Annotated in this window: 12 protein-coding genes; 6 read left to right on the top strand and 6 right to left on the bottom strand. The window is 62.7% G+C overall.

The features are described 5' to 3' along the window. Positions 1–14: 14 nt before the first annotated feature. Positions 15–698 (bottom strand): vWA domain-containing protein, encoded by a 684-nt coding sequence (locus AC1RDJ_RS16210; protein ID WP_493028079.1) that lies wholly within the window; start codon positions 696–698, stop codon positions 15–17. Between the two features lie 276 nt (positions 699–974). On the opposite strand from AC1RDJ_RS16210, the gene AC1RDJ_RS16205 reads away from it, so the two are divergent. The 5 genes from AC1RDJ_RS16205 (at position 975) to AC1RDJ_RS16185 (ending at position 4,341) form a co-directional block, all read left to right on the top strand. Next, positions 975–1,901, top strand: coding sequence for a helix-turn-helix transcriptional regulator (locus AC1RDJ_RS16205; protein ID WP_493028078.1), 927 nt, complete (start codon positions 975–977; stop codon positions 1,899–1,901). A 187-nt stretch (positions 1,902–2,088) separates the two neighbouring features. Further along, positions 2,089–2,538 (top strand): hypothetical protein, encoded by a 450-nt coding sequence (locus AC1RDJ_RS16200; RefSeq protein WP_493028077.1) that lies wholly within the window; start codon positions 2,089–2,091, stop codon positions 2,536–2,538. Positions 2,539–2,622: 84 nt separating this feature from the next. After that, positions 2,623–3,018, top strand: coding sequence for a hypothetical protein (locus AC1RDJ_RS16195; protein WP_493028076.1), 396 nt, complete (start codon positions 2,623–2,625; stop codon positions 3,016–3,018). A gap of 179 nt (positions 3,019–3,197) precedes the next feature. After that, on the top strand, positions 3,198–3,641 hold the full coding sequence (locus tag AC1RDJ_RS16190; protein ID WP_493028075.1) for a hypothetical protein: 444 nt from the start codon (positions 3,198–3,200) through the stop codon (positions 3,639–3,641). A gap of 175 nt (positions 3,642–3,816) precedes the next feature. Beyond that, positions 3,817–4,341: a hypothetical protein gene (locus AC1RDJ_RS16185; protein WP_071323745.1), complete on the top strand. Its 525-nt coding sequence runs from the start codon at positions 3,817–3,819 to the stop codon at positions 4,339–4,341. A 93-nt stretch (positions 4,342–4,434) separates the two neighbouring features. On the opposite strand, the gene AC1RDJ_RS16180 is transcribed toward AC1RDJ_RS16185, so the two are convergent. The 5 genes from AC1RDJ_RS16180 to AC1RDJ_RS16160 all read right to left on the bottom strand — a co-directional run bounded on the left by AC1RDJ_RS16180 (position 4,435) and on the right by AC1RDJ_RS16160 (position 13,717). Further along, on the bottom strand, positions 4,435–4,890 hold the full coding sequence (locus AC1RDJ_RS16180; RefSeq protein WP_493028074.1) for a tellurite resistance TerB family protein: 456 nt from the start codon (positions 4,888–4,890) through the stop codon (positions 4,435–4,437). 101 nt (positions 4,891–4,991) lie between these two features. After that, positions 4,992–7,013, bottom strand: a complete 2,022-nt coding sequence (locus AC1RDJ_RS16175) for a hypothetical protein (RefSeq protein ID WP_493028073.1) — start codon at positions 7,011–7,013, stop codon at positions 4,992–4,994. Between the two features lie 204 nt (positions 7,014–7,217). Further along, positions 7,218–11,267 (bottom strand): phosphoribosylformylglycinamidine synthase, encoded by a 4,050-nt coding sequence (gene purL, locus AC1RDJ_RS16170; RefSeq protein WP_493028072.1) that lies wholly within the window; start codon positions 11,265–11,267, stop codon positions 7,218–7,220. 174 nt (positions 11,268–11,441) lie between these two features. Next, positions 11,442–12,491, bottom strand: a complete 1,050-nt coding sequence (locus tag AC1RDJ_RS16165; protein ID WP_493028071.1) for a GGDEF domain-containing protein — start codon at positions 12,489–12,491, stop codon at positions 11,442–11,444. A gap of 173 nt (positions 12,492–12,664) precedes the next feature. Continuing rightward, positions 12,665–13,717 carry a GGDEF domain-containing protein gene (locus tag AC1RDJ_RS16160; RefSeq protein ID WP_493028070.1) on the bottom strand — a complete coding sequence of 351 codons (1,053 nt, stop codon included), beginning with the start codon at positions 13,715–13,717 and terminating at the stop codon, positions 12,665–12,667. Between the two features lie 239 nt (positions 13,718–13,956). Here AC1RDJ_RS16160 and AC1RDJ_RS16155 point away from each other — a divergent pair, with 239 nt between their 5' ends. Next, on the top strand, positions 13,957–15,582 hold the full coding sequence (locus tag AC1RDJ_RS16155; protein WP_493028069.1) for a response regulator: 1,626 nt from the start codon (positions 13,957–13,959) through the stop codon (positions 15,580–15,582). Positions 15,583–15,634 lie beyond the last annotated feature (52 nt).

Here is a 15,634-nt window from a genome sequence, read left to right as displayed (position 1 = left end):
GGATCAGCGGGCGTTCACGTATTCACGACAGACCAGCCGTCCGTCGATGCCAGCTGCGCCTGCGCGCCCGGACGCGACTGCGACACCACTTGCATGCTGGCGCTCAGCCACAGGAACAGTTCGCGGAACTGCAAGCCTTTCAGCTGTTTCACGCCCCGTTCGCCACGGCTGGAAAACTGTCCCAGCGAGTCGATGTTCGCATTGTCGCCGACGGCGATGGGGAAGATCGCCACTTTATTGGCCTGTTCGGCCGCGCGCGCCTGCTCGGCGCCGTGCTGCCAGCGGTCCGTCGGCTCGCCGTCGGACATCAAAAACAGCCATGGCCGCGTGTAGGCCACGCCGGCCTGGCGGAAACGCTGCTTTTCCTGCTCGATCTCGGCCAGCGCCAGTTCCACGGCCGCGCCCGTTGGCGTGGTGCCGTTCGCTTCCAGGCGGGGCGCCGTGAAATCCATGGCGTCGCACCAGTGGCTGGCGACCACTGCTTCATCATGCGCGCCGTACTGGATCACGAGGATGCGCACGCGCTTGGAGGCGATCACATCGGACTTGAGTTCCTGTTCCAGCAAGGCCAGGCCTTCGTTCAGCAGCGCGACGGGCTCGCCATCCATGCTGCCGGAGCAGTCGAGCACGAGCACCAGCGGCGTGCGTTGTTCGGTGTTGTCGACCAGGGCGACGTCGGGAATCATTATTGAACTCATGGGCAATGGGTAAATGTAAAATCAGACACAGTGCGAATCTTACATCACCCGAGTGTTTTTCTCGTGCAAGTTTCCTACAGAACACTATAGCGCTCCCCTCGCAGCCGCCATTGCGGCAGCCACGCCTTTGGTCTATCTTGATAGATGCCCAGGCCAGATACCAGCGGCGAGCCCGTCCCACACGAAGGCGGCCCGGCTCCCGTTGCATCACCGCCCTTACCCAGCCACGCAACCGCATGCCCTGGCAATACTGTGCAACGAGCGAAGGGGGAAAGCATGACGGCGCCAGGCCAGGTCCGGTGCGTTTCGGGTGAGCTGATCGGCAAACTGCTGGACGCGGCCGGCGATGATACTTGCTGGCCACAATTGTGCGACGATATCGCCCGCGCCTTTGACGCCGCCTGCGCCACCCTCACCGTCTGCGGCGATGCGCCGGCCGGCCAATTGCTGGGGGGCATCGCGCCCCCGGCCGACACGGGCCAGTTGCTGGGCGCCATCGTGCCCATCTGCGCGCACCACACGGCCGTGTTGGCCATCTATGGCCACCGGACCCCGCAAGAAATCGAGTGGCGCGCCAGGCGGCAATTGCAGGCTTTCCTGCCGCACCTGCAGCGCGCCCTGCGCCTGCGCCAGCGCTTGCAGGACGACAGCCTGGCCAGCCGCTGCGGCATGGCGGCGCTGGAAGCCATGGGCGCGGCCGTGCTGCTGCTCGACGCCCGCCTGGGCGTGCTGTTCGCCAATCCCGGCGGGCACGCCCTGCTGGACGCTCCGCTGCGGATCGGGCCGCCACCGGCGCTGGCGCGCGCCGTGCGCGTGGTGATCGCCAGCATGGACGGCGCCGCGCAATGCCAGTCGCTGCGCCTGCCGCGCAGCCAGGCCTGCGCGCTGGTGCTGACGGTGGCGCCCTTCCCCGCATGGCACGTCCCCTGCGCCATCGTCATCGCGCGCGACCCGAGCTTGCAGAGCACATCCGTTCCCGCGCTGCGCCAATTGTTTGACTTGACGCAAGCCGAGGCCCAGGTGGGCCAGGCGCTGGCGCAAGGGGCCACCATCGTGGAGATCGCCACCCGCTGCGGCATCAGCGTCAATACCGTCAAGACGCATCTGCACCACACCTACCTGAAGACCGATACGCGGCGCCAGGGCGAGCTGATCGCCCTGATCCACGGCGCCACGGCGCATCTGGCCAACCTTGACGCCTGAGTCCGTGTCATCCGATCGGATGATTCGCAAGGCAACTTGTCTGCCTACACTGGCAAGACCGGCTGGCAGCGCCTTGCCAGCATGACCGCAGCGTCGCTGGCAGGCCGGCCCGACTTTCCCGTGGCACCCACATCAACCTCGCCGCGCCGGTACGGCACGGCTGCAACATGCAAGGATGGGCTGAAAAATGAAAACATGGATACTCGCCGGCACCCTGGGCGCCTGCGCCCTGCTGGCCAATGCGCAATCGCTGCCCGACAGCCAGACCGTCACCATTCCCGGCGGACGCCTGCACACGATCGAATTGCCGGCCCATAAACACTTCATGAGTCCGGAAGCGTTTGGCCAGTTCCGCGGCGCCTATGAACTGTCGAACGGCCAGGTGCTGTACCTGCGCAATGCCGGCGCCATCAGCACCATCATGTATGCGCGCATCGGCGACCAGGATGAACACCGCATCATCGCTACCGACAGCGACAGCTTCGTCGCACTCGACCGGCAGCTGGCGATACGCATCGACCTGCGCGACAATGGCGGCGTGGGTGGCGAAGTGCTGATGCAGGTACCGGCAGAGAAACTGGCCAGCGGCGCCATCGTGCCGGCCCACGTGCAAAGCCTGAGCCTGGCTGCGCGCTAGGGCGGCGGGCTGACGCGGCAGACAGGTGCCGGGCCAGTACCATCATCAATGCCGGCCCGGCCCCCTTCCCCATGCGTGGCAGCCATGAGCAAGCAATATTGCGTCCAGCAGCAAAACGCGCTGACCCTGGCGGCCATCCGCCAGACGGCGGCCTGGTGGCGCGCGCGTCCCCTGCCCGACGCCCTGTGCGAGTGCGCGGCCAGCCACGGCGTGGCGCTCGAGGCGGCCATCATGCTCGACCTGCAGCTGGCGTTTCCCGGCATGCCCGCCGTGTACGGCAAGCTGCTGAGCGCCGATGGCCACTTCATCCACTTCGAGATGGATCTCGACGACGCCCTGCGCCCCCTGCCCGGCAGCGTGGAATGGCGCGACATGAGCGCCAGCTATGACCTGGCCGAGCACAAACGCGGCACCGGCGTCGGCTACGGAGTGCTGTGCAAAAAGGTTTTGCAAGAAATGAATCACTGCGTGACTGCATAGCCCCGCTCACAGCCGGCGCGGCATAAACCGCAGCCATGCGGTGGCCCGCCACGCAAAATATTCAGGCCTTTCTCCATCGAATGGAGGATGCGCAGCGCCAAACCCGTGTCTAGACTGGTTCCTGCCCCATGCCCGCCCGCATCATGCGTCAGAGCTCATCAACCATCGAGGAAGACACCATGAAAACCATCATCCTGGGCACACTCCTGTGCCTCGCTGCCGCCAGCCCGGCAGCCACCGCACAGACCCTGCCGCCGGAGCACACCGTCACCGTGCCGGGCAATTCGCTGCGCATCGATGTGCCCGACCACCCGCGCTACATGATGCGCCAGGACTTCAAGAAATTCGTCGGCGCCTATGACCTGTCGAATGGCGACACCCTGGAACTGCGCCTCGCCGGCGCCGTCATGTATGCGCGTATCGGCAAGCAGGACGAGCACCGCATCGTCGCCACCGACCGCAACGCCTTCGTCGCGCTGGACCGCCAGCTGAAGGTACGCATCGACCACAACGATGACGGCAGCATCGACGGCGAACTGGTGATGGTGCTGCCGTCGCAGAAACTGTCGGGCGGCGACATCGTGCCTTCCCGCGTACAAAACGTCGGCCTGGCATCGCGTTGAGGCGGCAGGATAACGCGGCAGGCGCGGCGCGGGCCACGGCCTGCCGTGTAAAAAAGTCCTGCAAGAAATGAATAGCGCTACACCGTAGCGCAGTTCCAGGGAGTCGCGCGCCGCCATCGCGTGCTATCATCGCCGCCAAATTCCTTGAACGAATGGCAACGGCCCATGGAGCGCAATGCAGACACCTGGCAGTAACCCGATATTCACCGTGCTGCGGCGCGGCCTGCGCCTGCTGGCCTGGCCCCTGCTGGCCCTGGTCAGCGCCGCCTGCACCAGCACCATGCGCCATCCTGCCAGCGAGCCCACGCAAGTCATCCTGCGCTTTACCTTTGACGATGGCAAGCCGATGCGGCATGAAGATCACATGGTCATGGCGCGCCAGCAAACGTATATCAAGTACTGCAGCAAGATAGGCAGCACCCGTGTCTGCGATGTCGGCATAGATATACTCTATGCAAGCGCCGACGCGCCGCTCGATGCCACTGGCGAAGTGCGCGTCACCCTGCGTTCGACCGGCCCCATCGGCGACATGCCGACCGAACGCTGCATCAACGGCAAGTCCTACCTCTTTAATTCCGGCGACTGGATACGCGGTCCGTTTCACCATGGGCAGGTGATCGAGATCCGCTACAAGATAAGTGCTTTGAAGATGGCATGCCCGAGGTCGGAGAGCGCGCCGCCGTGGTGGGATAAAGACTAGCAGCCAGTCTCATGCCAACACCAGCGGGCTGGCAAGCGCTGGCGGCGGCCGCAAGCCGATGCGCGCCGCCACCTGCCCTGACTGACAATGAATTTACTGCAACTCGAACTCGCCGGGAGTCAAGCCCAGCTCGCGCGCGATCTTGCCCGCCACGCGCTGCTCGTTGGCATCAAAATTGCCGTCCGACGAAGCCACCGCGATAATCATGCGCACCAGCAAGCGCGACGCCTCGACATTCGACTTCATCTTGCCCAGCGCCTGATAGGCCTTGGCTTCGCCGATATCCTTGTCGAACTCCAGCTGGCCGACATATTCCTGGAAAGCCTTGATCACATCCGTGGTGGTAAACACCGATAGCGCGTCATTGCCTTCAATAAACTTCACCATCTTCTGCTTTTCTTCCGCACTGACGCTGCCGTCGGCCATGGCGATCAGGGCCGATCCCGCCATGGCGGCATTCAGGAAATCCTTGTTCTTGTACTTCAAGGCCTCGGTTTTCAGTTCGCTGGCTTTGCTCTTCAGTTTGGACAGAAAGGAATCGAAACTCATGGTACACCTCTGGGTTGGCGTGGATGCGGCTGCAATACGAGCGGCCACTTCCAGTCAACTGGGGGCGCATGCCTGGAATACAAGCGATGCGCCGCCCGCCGTCACTGCGGCCAGCGGGCCTTGGCGCGCGCCTTGATCTTGCTGGCGACCGCCGCCAGGTCGTCATATTTGCCATTGTCGACCCAGGTGGTGTACATGAAGCCATCGACGCCCGTCACGCCATCCGCTTCGGCCGCATCCAGGTTGTCGAGCCATTCGTCCGTCAGCGGCAAGTCGTCGTAATACAGGGCGATCACCTGCTTGAGGTTGCGGTCGTGGAAAAATTTCAACGAAGACTGCTGCAGCGGGATCGGCGGCGCTTTGACGTACACGTTCCTCTGCGTCCAGTTGACGATGACGGTATTCGGGTGGATGCCATCGGCAGCCCCCAGCAGGCTGCCATTGACCATGAAATACTTGTCGACGGCATTCATGTCGGGATCGAACATGTCGTTCCACACATACAGTTCCACGCCCGGATTGACCTGCTTGAGCATGGCCTGCATGGCCGTCATCGTGCCGGCCAGGTAGGCACCCGCGCTCGCGTACTGGCAGCTCGGGTCCCAGTTCATGATGCGCCATTCGTCATAATTGATGAAGAATTTCTTGCTGGATGGATACAGTTCCTTGATTTTTTCATAGCCCGTCCTTTGCCAGGCCATATACTCGGGCGGGCAAGCGCTGGCCGGCGCCGTCCAGACGGGCATCATGTTCTTCGCTTGCTGATACCACGATACCAGCAGCTGGCTTCCATCGGGAATGCGCCCGTTGAGTATGTTCAGCGACTCGTTGGCAACGGTGAAATCGAGCCCCTCCTTGTACACGGTGCCCGTGGTTTTCGACCGCACGCTGACTTCCAGGTGATTGCGCACGACGGGATGGGCCAAACCTGTTTCCCGGATCTGCATATCATCTATCCACGCTTCCCCCGGCTCGTCATTCTTGGCGTTGCTCCACGCGCCCACATAGAAATTAATGTTGCCAAACTCCCTGGTATTGAAATCGATGGTGATATTTTTCCACTCGCCATAGGCCCCCAGTGCATTCGGCTTGGCGTTCCACGCGCCATTGCTGCTTCCCCATCCCAGCGGATACAGGCTGTCATACAGGGGAATGGTGCTTGTATCGTCCAGTACCTGGACCTTTAATGGCGCCTTGTAATTTTTAACCATGATCCAGAACGAGGCGCGGTAGGACGTAAATGGCTGCAAATTGACAAAGCGGCGGTGCAAACGCGTTTGCTCGTGCCGCTTTGGCTGGGCGCCTGCGGCGACCGGGTCAAAGCCGTTGGGTTGCACCAGCTTGAGCGATCCTGGCCCGTTGTGTCCTTCCGTCGGATCATGCTGGATATTCAGGTCCCACAGGTCCCAATCGCTTTTTCCTGCGGCAAAATTATCATTTGCCAGCCAATGGGTGGCGACCCTGGCCACGCCATTGGCAACGACAAACGGCGTATCCACCACGGGAACCGCTTCGGCAAGTTCCGGTTGCAGCTGTGCCGGTATCTGCGGATGGCCGCCCATCGGTATCAGTTCGATGCCTTTATCCAGCGCCAATTGCTTGATGGCCGCCAGGTTGCCGGCAAAATCGGGCGCATCGCGCGAGTCGGAAATATATGAGTCTTCGCCGCCGATATTGACGACGATGCCGTTATAGCCCAGCGCTGCCGCGTTGACGATCAGTGCCGACAGCTTGTTGAAGTCCGCGTTCGCGGTTTTTGTACCCCAGGCAATGCCGCCATAAAAATAGATCCAGCGTTTCGTAAAACAGTTCGTCACGCAGGCGGGCGCCAGCTGCACCGTCACTTGCTGCGACACGCTGGCCCCGCCACCCTGGCACGTCACCGTATAGCTGGTGGCCGCCTGCAGCGCCGGCGGCGTGTACGACCCCGTCAGGGGCAGCGACGGCGCCCACGACGAAGCGCAGGATTCGGCGCCCAAGGCATCCCAGGCAATCGAGGTGCTCGTTCCCTTGGCCACCACCTCCGGGCTGGCGGACAAGTGCACGGTGGGCGCCGCGATGGCCAGCCCTGTCAGGCAAGTGCCCATGAGTATGGCGATACGGCTGAAAGCGAGCTGGCGCATGGCATTCCTTATCAAAGTAGAATTTTTATTTTAATAAGTTTTTGCAATTTTTGCAATTCATTCGACATGAAATAATTTGTTATTGACAATACAAAGGGAGAGATATGCAAAAAAAAGCCGCTGTCTCCCGACAGCGGCTTGCTCATTCCTACCCCGGCCGCAGCGCCTTGAACCAAGACGCCGCGCCGCAAATAGCTAAGTAAATTACCCCACAAACTTCCGCGCATTCCTGAACATGCGCATCCATGGCGAATCCTCGCCCCACGCTTCAGGATGGTAGGACTGCTGCACCGAACGGAACACGCGCTCCGCGTGCGGCATCAGCACCGTGAAGCGGCCGTCCGGCGTGGTCACGGAAGTGATGCCTTCCGGCGAGCCGTTCGGGTTGTACGGATACGCTTCGGTGGCGGCGCCCTTGTTGTCGACGAAGCGCATGGCTTTCGTGACTTGGGTGATGTCGCCCGTTTGCGAGAAGTCGGCGTAGCCTTCGCCGTGGGCGATGGCGATGCCGGCCTGGGTGCCGGCCATACTGTTGAAGAAGATCGATGGGGAATCCATCACTTCGACCATGGCAAAGCGGCCTTCGAATTTCTCCGACTTGTTGCGCGTGAACTTGGGCCAGGCGTGGGCGCCGGGGATGATGGATTTCAAATTGCTCATCATCTGGCAGCCGTTGCAGATGCCGAGGCCAAAACTGTCCGTGCGGTTGAAGAAGCGCGCGAACTGTTCCGCCAGGCTGGCGTTGAACAGGATGGTCTTCGCCCAGCCTTCGCCCGCGCCCAGCACGTCGCCGTACGAGAAGCCGCCCACGGCGATGACGCCCTGGAAGTCGTCCAGCTTGACGCGGCCGGCAATCAGGTCGCTCATGTGCACGTCGACGGCCGTGAAGCCGGCCTGGTGCATCACATAGGCCGTCTCGATGTGCGAATTGACGCCCTGCTCGCGCAGGATGGCGACGCGCGGACGCACGCCGGTGGCGATGAATGGCGCGGCGATGTTGTCGTTCTGGTCGAAGGTGACGATCGGCGACATGCCCGGATCCTGCACATCCAGCAGGCGGTCGTATTCGGCGTCCGCGCAGGCCGGGTTGTCGCGCAGGCGGGCGATGCGCCAGCTCGTTTCGCTCCACAGGCGGTGCAGGTCCGCGCGCGGCTGGGTGTAAATCAGCTTGGCGTCGCGCGTGAATTCGATCACGTCGCGGTCGTTCAATTTGCCGATGATATGGCTGCAAGCGCCCAGGTTGAAGGTGCGCAGCACGTCCATGACGAGCGACTTTTCTTCCGCGCGCACCTGGATCACGGCACCCAGCTCTTCGCTGAACAGGGCGCGCAGGGTCAATTCATTGCGGCGTTCCGCCACCTGGCCGGCCCAGTTCTTGGCGTCGCCCCAGTCGCTCGAATGCTCGCCTTCCATGGTCAGCATGTCCAGGTTGACGGACATGCCCGTGTGGCCGGCAAAGGCCATTTCCGTCAGGGTGGCGTACAGGCCGCCGTCCGAACGGTCATGGTAGGCCAGCAGCTTGTCGTCGCTGTTGAGCTTTTGAATGGCGGCGAAGAAGCCCTTCAAGTCTTCCGCGCTGTCGACGTCCGGCGTTTCATTACCCAGCTGCTGCAACACTTGCGCCAGCGCCGATGCGCCCAGGCGGTTCTTGCCGCGGCCCAGGTCGATCAGGATCAAGGACGTGTCGCCCTGGTCCGTCTTCAGCTGCGGCGTCAGCGACTTGCGCACGTCCGTCACCGGCGCGAACGAGGAAACGATCAGGGATACGGGCGACGTGACGGATTTCGCCGCGCCCGTGCTCTCGTCTTTCCACGTCGTGCGCATCGACAGCGAATCCTTGCCGACGGGGATGCTGATGCCCAGCGCCGGGCACAGGTCCATGCCGACGGCTTTCACCGTGTCGTACAGGGCCGCATCCTGGCCTGGCTGGCCGCAGGCGGCCATCCAGTTGGCGGACAATTTGATATCGGAGATGTCGCCAATGGCCGCGGCGGCGATGTTGGTGACGGCTTCGCCCACGGCCATGCGGCCCGAGGCGGCGGCGTCGATGACGGCCAGCGGCGTGCGTTCGCCCATGGCCATCGCTTCGCCCAGATAACCCTCGAAGCTCATGGTGGTGACGGCGCAATCGGCCACCGGCACTTGCCACGGTCCCACCATCTGGTCGCGCACGGTCATGCCGCCCACGCTGCGGTCGCCGATGGTGATCAGGAAGGATTTGTCGGCCACGGTCGGCAGCAGCAGCACTTTTTGCGCCACGTCGACCAGGTCCATGCCGGTGAGATCAATGGCGGGGAAATCGTTGGCCACGTGGACCACGTCGCGCTGCATCTTCGGCGGCTTGCCCAGCAAGACGTCCATCGGCATGTCGACCGGCTCGTTGCCCAGTTCCGGGTCGATCAGCTTCAGCTGGCGTTCCTCGGTGGCCACGCCCACGGCGGCGAACAAACAGCGTTCGCGTTCGCACATGGCCTTGAACAGGGGCAGGCTTTCCGGCGCGATGGCCAGCACATAGCGTTCCTGCGACTCATTGCTCCAGATTTCCTTCGGCGCCATGCCCGATTCTTCCAGCGGGATCTTGCGCAGGTCAAAAATCGCGCCGCGCTTGGCGTCGTTGGTGATTTCCGGGAAAGCGTTCGACAAGCCACCCGCACCCACGTCGTGGATGGAGATGATCGGGTTGTCGGCGCCCATTTGCCAGCAGGCGTTGATGACTTCCTGGGCGCGGCGTTCCATTTCCGGATTGCCGCGCTGGACGGAATCGAAGTCCAGGTCGGCCGTGTTGCTGCCGGTGGTCATCGACGAAGCGGCGCTGCCGCCCATGCCGATGCGCATGCCCGGGCCACCGAGCTGCACCAGCAGGCTGCCGACGGGGATGTCGTTCTTGTGCGTGTGCTGCGCCGAGATATTGCCGATGCCGCCAGCGATCATGATCGGCTTGTGGTAGCCGAACACGGCGTCAGGGGCGCCCGCTTCTTTCGCGCCGACGTTCTGTTCATACGTGCGGAAGTAGCCGCCGAGGACCGGGCGACCGAATTCGTTCGAGAACGCGGCGCCGCCCAGCGGACCTTCGATCATGATTTGCAGCGGCGACGCGATGCGTTCCGGCTTGCCGTATTGCTCCGCGTCGCTACGCGCGGCCAATGGCGCCGTCACGGAGGCGGCCGTTTCCCAGCTGCGCACGGCGTCCGGCAGCGACAAATTCGATACCGTGAAACCCGTCAAGCCGGCTTTCGGCTTGGCGCCGCGGCCCGTCGCGCCTTCGTCGCGGATCTCGCCGCCCGCGCCCGTGGAGGCGCCGGGGAATGGAGAGATGGCCGTCGGGTGGTTATGCGTTTCCACCTTCATCAGGGTGTGCGTCAATTCCGTCGATGCCGCGTATTCGTGGCTGGCGCCGCGCGGATAGAAGCGCGAGACCGTGGCGCCTTCCATGATCGAGGAATTGTCGCTGTAGGCGACGACCGTGCCCTTCGGCTGCAGTTCGTGCGTGTTCTTGATCATGCCGAACAGCGACTTGGATTGCGCCACGCCGTCGATGGTCCAGTCGGCGTTGAAGATCTTGTGGCGGCAATGCTCGCTGTTCGCCTGCGCGAACATCATCAGTTCCACGTCCGTCGGGTTGCGGCCAGCCTTGGTGAAGGCGGCATCCAGGTAGTCGATTTCGTCTTCCGACATCGCCAGGCCCAGCTCCGTGTTCGCCGTTTCCAGCGCAAGCTTGCCCTGCCCCAGCAAGTCGATCGATTCGAGCGGGCGCGCTTCCAGTGTGCGGAACAGGTCCTTGGCGTCGTCCGCGCTGCGCAGCACGGATTCCGTCATGCGGTCGTGCAGCAGGTCGGCCACGGCTTGCACTTGCTCGTCCGTCAATTTGCCGGCGCCGATGGCGCTGCCCAGGATGCCCGATTTCAGGTTGATGCGGAAGGCGATGCCGCGTTCGACGCGCTTGATGTGCGCCATGCCGCAGTTGTGCGCGATATCGGTGGCCTTCGAGGCCCACGGCGAAATCGTGCCGAAACGGGGGATGACGAAGAATTCTTCGGCAGCGCCTTCCGTATTGTCAGCGTGGGCCGGCTCGCCGTACGTCAGCAAGGCGCCCAGGCGCGTGCTGTCGTCGTTGGTGAGAGGCGCGCTGGCATCGATGAAATGGACATAGCGTGCTTGCACGGCAACAATCGCAGGCGAAACGGCTTGCAGTTGGCTTAACAGACGGTGGCTACGGAAAACGGACAGGGCATTGGAACCCGGCAGTATCAACATGATTGGAAGGTGGTTGATGCAGCGTGGCTGCGGGTTAAAGGTAGGTATGACAATATCTTTCGTACGGCAAATTTCCTTTGCGCGCATTATACCCGTTTTACCCCTGCTTTATGACCGGAACTTATGGCTTTGCCCCCGGAAAGCGGCAGTTTTCCCCAACTTGCAACAACAGCGTCAGACGATCACATAGCGGTTCTTGCCCTGGCGCTTGGCCAGATACAGCGCTTCGTCGGCCAGCCGGTAACTGTGACCCAGCTCCTTGCTGCGGTCCAGTTCGGCCACGCCCACGCTGATAGACACGAACTGGACTGCCAGGAAACCCTGGCTGACGGCCTCGACCAGGGAGCCGGCAAAGGCGCACACGGCGTCGCGGTCGCCTGCGTAGACGATGCCGAATTCCTCGCCGCCCAGGCGCCCGCACAGATGGCCTTGCGCCTTGTCGGCGATAATGGCGGCCGTGCGCATCAGCACCTCGTCGCCCGCATCATGGCCCTGCTGGTCGTTGATGACCTTGAAATTGTCGATGTCGATCATCAGGAAATGCAGCATGCCGCCATGCGGCGCGCCATGCATCTGCTGCGCGCGCTGCGTGAACATGCGGCGGTTGTTGATGCCGGTCAGGCTGTCCTGGAAGGCCAGCCGCATCAGCTCCTGCTTGGCGTGATAGTTGCGCAGACGCAATAAACTGAAGCTGACGTTCAGCGCCAGCCCGAACAGCACGCTGACGGCGATCATCAGCGGCGCCCACGATTCGTCGGGCAAGCCCGCGTTCACGGGATACAGGCCGTGGCCCACGTTCCACCACACGCCGGCCACCACGGCCAGGTAGCTGAGGCCGCCATTGAAGATGGAGGCAATGGCCAGGGTCATGAAGACGCCCACGGGCAAGACCCAGAAGCTGGCGTGCTGGACGGCGTCGGCCATGGTGCGCAGGCCGAAAGTCAGCGCCAGCACGGCGCAGGCGCCCGTAATCGTCAGCACGGGCAAGGTGGTGCAGCGGTAGCGCACCACCAGGCTGGCCAGCATGCCCAGCAGCGCCAGCACGGCATGCGTGAGGTTCGGCTGGAACGGCGCCGGCATCAACAGCCAGGTCAGGCTGTAGGCGATGATGCCCAGCACTTGCGTGACCATGCCGACGCGGTGCAGTTCCGCGAAATACGTGTGCTGCTGCTCGCTGTTGCCGCCGAACGCGAGGGGGACGGCAACGCGCCGCAGGGTACTCATGGAAGGAAGGCGCATCACGAAGGCTGGATTTTCTCTGGTAAAGGTGAAACGCCAGCGGTCACGTTACGGTGAAACTCTGCGTCTGCGCCACATGTCGCCTGCCTGCGGCTGATATATTAATACAAACAGAATACCCGCTCCCCGGCGCCTCCGCAAGACTCATGTGCATGCCGTCAGGCGATGACATACCGGTTCTTGCCCTGGTGTTTGGCCTGGTACAGCGATGCATCGGCCACGCGGTAGCTGTGCGCCAGCTCCGTGTCACAGGCCAGCTCGGCAATGCCTACGCTGATCGACACGGCCTGCGCCGGATTGAAGGCCAGGTAGACGGCATCGACCAGGCTGGCGGCGAACTGGCAGACGGCGCGCCGGTCCCCCAGGTAGACGATGCCGAACTCCTCGCCGCCCAGGCGCCCGCACAGGTGGCCGCCGCAGGCATCGGCGATGATGTGCGCCGTCTTGACCAGCACCACGTCGCCCGCGTCATGGCCCAGGGTATCGTTGATTTTCTTGAAATTATCGATATCGACCATCAGGAAGTACATGGGTTGCCGCTGCTGCTGCAATTGCTGCGTCAGTTCGGTAAAACGGCGGCGGTTATTCAAGCCCGTCAAGCCATCCTGGTAGGCCAGGCGGGTGAGCGCCTCCCTCGCGCGAAAGTCGCGCAGACGCAACAGATTGAAACTGATGTTCAGGACCAGGCCGAACAGCATGCTGTAGGCGATCAGCAAGTTCGCCCAGGCCGCATGCGCCATGGCAGGATCCAGCGGGAAATGACCGTAGCTCAGGATCAGCCAGACGACGGCGGCGACGAGCAGATACAGCGCGCAGCCGTTGAAGATCGGCGCCGCCAGCAGCACCATGAACACGCCCACGGGCTGCATCCAGAATTCCGCCTGTCCCGCCGCCTCCGCCAGCAGGCGGAAGCCACAGGCGATGGCGCACATGCCCGCCGCGCCCCCCAGTTTCAGCACCCAGATGGCGCGCGCGCCCACATTGATGCCGATGGCCAGCACGATGCCGGCCAGCGTATAGAGCAGCGCGCCCATGTCAAGCGTATTTACATGCGGAATAAAGGCCCACACCAGCAACATGCTGACCAGGGCAAAAGACTGGCTGATGACGGCCATGCGGCGCAACTCCGGGAAGTACTTTTCAGCGTGGGCCCGTCCACCGCCGGAGAGCAGATGATGCAGGGTTTGCTTGCGCGTCTCGTTCAAATACATGGCGGCTTTCCAGGCGAAGTGTCCAGCATGGTCAAACGTAAAAGGTTGCCTTCAGGATACCCCGCGCCTGCCCTGCCCGCAAGCGTACGCGCCTGCCGTGTCGCGCCGTGCGCGTTCGCCTGCATTTTGTTAGCGATTTGCACCAGCTTTGCAGTATGCTGACAAATAATAATATTATTAGGCAACTACGTTGCACCATCGAGCCGCACAGCCATATACAGATGAACGAGAGCTGAACAATGCCAGAATATAGCGACTTATCTGTCCTGATCGTCGACCCGAACCCCAGCATGCGGGGCAATCTGCACAATATGCTGAACCAGGCCGCCATCACCAAGGTGGAATACGCCGTCAATTCCGGCACGGCCATCCGCCTGCTGACGAAGAAACCGTTCGACATCATCCTGTGCGAATACGATCTTGGTAGTGGCACGGACGGCCAGGACGGCCAGCAGTTGCTGGAAGACTTGCGCCACCATAAGCTGATCGGCCTGTGGACCATCTTCATCATGCTGACCTCCGAAGCCATCCACAGCAAGGTGATCAGCGCGGCCGAGCTGACGCCGTCCGACTACATATTAAAGCCGTTTACCGTCGACGTATTGAGCGGACGCATCGAGCGCGCCATCGAACGGCGCGCCATCTTCCTGCCCGTCTACCAGCAGATCGACAAGGGCGATTTGCGCGAAGCCGTGAAAACCTGCCGCGCGGCCGAACTGCAGCACCCGCGTCTGGCGGCCGATTTCGCCCGCCTGCGCGCCGAGCTGCACATCACCCTGGGTGAATGGAAGGAGGCGGAACAGATCTACGCCGACATGCTGGCCACCCGCCCCATGGCCTGGGCCCACCTGGGACTGGCGCGCGCGCTGTTCGAGCAGCAGCGCCACGAGGATGCGCAGGACGCGCTGCTGGAACTGGTGGAAGTCAATCCCCGCTACATGGCCGCCTACGACCTGCTGGCGAAGAACCACGAAGCCATGGGCCAGCAGCTGCAGGCGAAGAAAATCCTCGAAGACGCCGTGGCCATATCGCCGCACATGGTGCGCCGGCTGCGCCACCTGGGCGGCATCGCATTCGACACGGGCGACATCGGCGCGGCCGAGCGGGCCTACAAGCAGGTCGTCACCAAGGCGAAGTATTCGGAATTCCGCGACCCGGAAGACCACGTCAACCTGGTGAAAACGCTGGTGAAGAAAGGCGACGCGCCGCAGGCGAGCGGCGTGCTGCGCGACATGGAGCGCTCGCTGCGCGGCGGCGCCAACGTGGAAGCGTGCCGCGCCATCTCGGCCGCCATGCTGCATGAACTGTCGGGCAACGACATCGCCGCCGCCAGCGAGCTGCAGCTGGCCGCCGCCGCCCTCGACGGCGCGCGCGGCCTGTCGACGCAGCTGAAGGTGGGCCTGGTGCAGAGCTGCCTGAAGAACAACCTGGAACAAGCCGCGTTCGACGTCATGATGAAACTCGTCAACGAAGCCGACAGCGAAGTGACGATGGAAGCAGCCGTGGACGTGTTTGAAAAAGCGGGACGCCATGACCTGGCGCAAGGCATGGGCCAGCAGATCACGAACCAGGTGCAGGAACTGATGCAGGACGCGGCCAGCAAGTCGGAAAGCGGAGAACTCAAGGGCGCCGTCTTCGTGCTGCGCCAGGCCCTGCGCAAGACGCCGGGCAACCTGCCCGTGCTGTTCGCCTCCGTCGACGCCATTTTGCGCCAGCTCAACATGCTGGGTTGGGAAGCGCCGCTGGCCGAACAGGCGCAGCACCAGATGCAGGTGATCCGCAAGATCGATCCCAAGCATCCGAAGCTGGAGTCGCTCAAGCAGCAATATGCGGCCACGCAGCATAAATACGGTATCGCTACCTGAACCTGTCGCAAGCCCGTGACTGCCGGGAGTATTGGACGCAAGCAGAAGTGCT

The organism is Janthinobacterium sp. GW822-FHT07H10, from assembly GCF_058798675.1.
The sequence above is the reverse complement of the archived record's forward strand: the minus strand, read 5'-3'. Positions and strand labels throughout refer to the sequence as shown.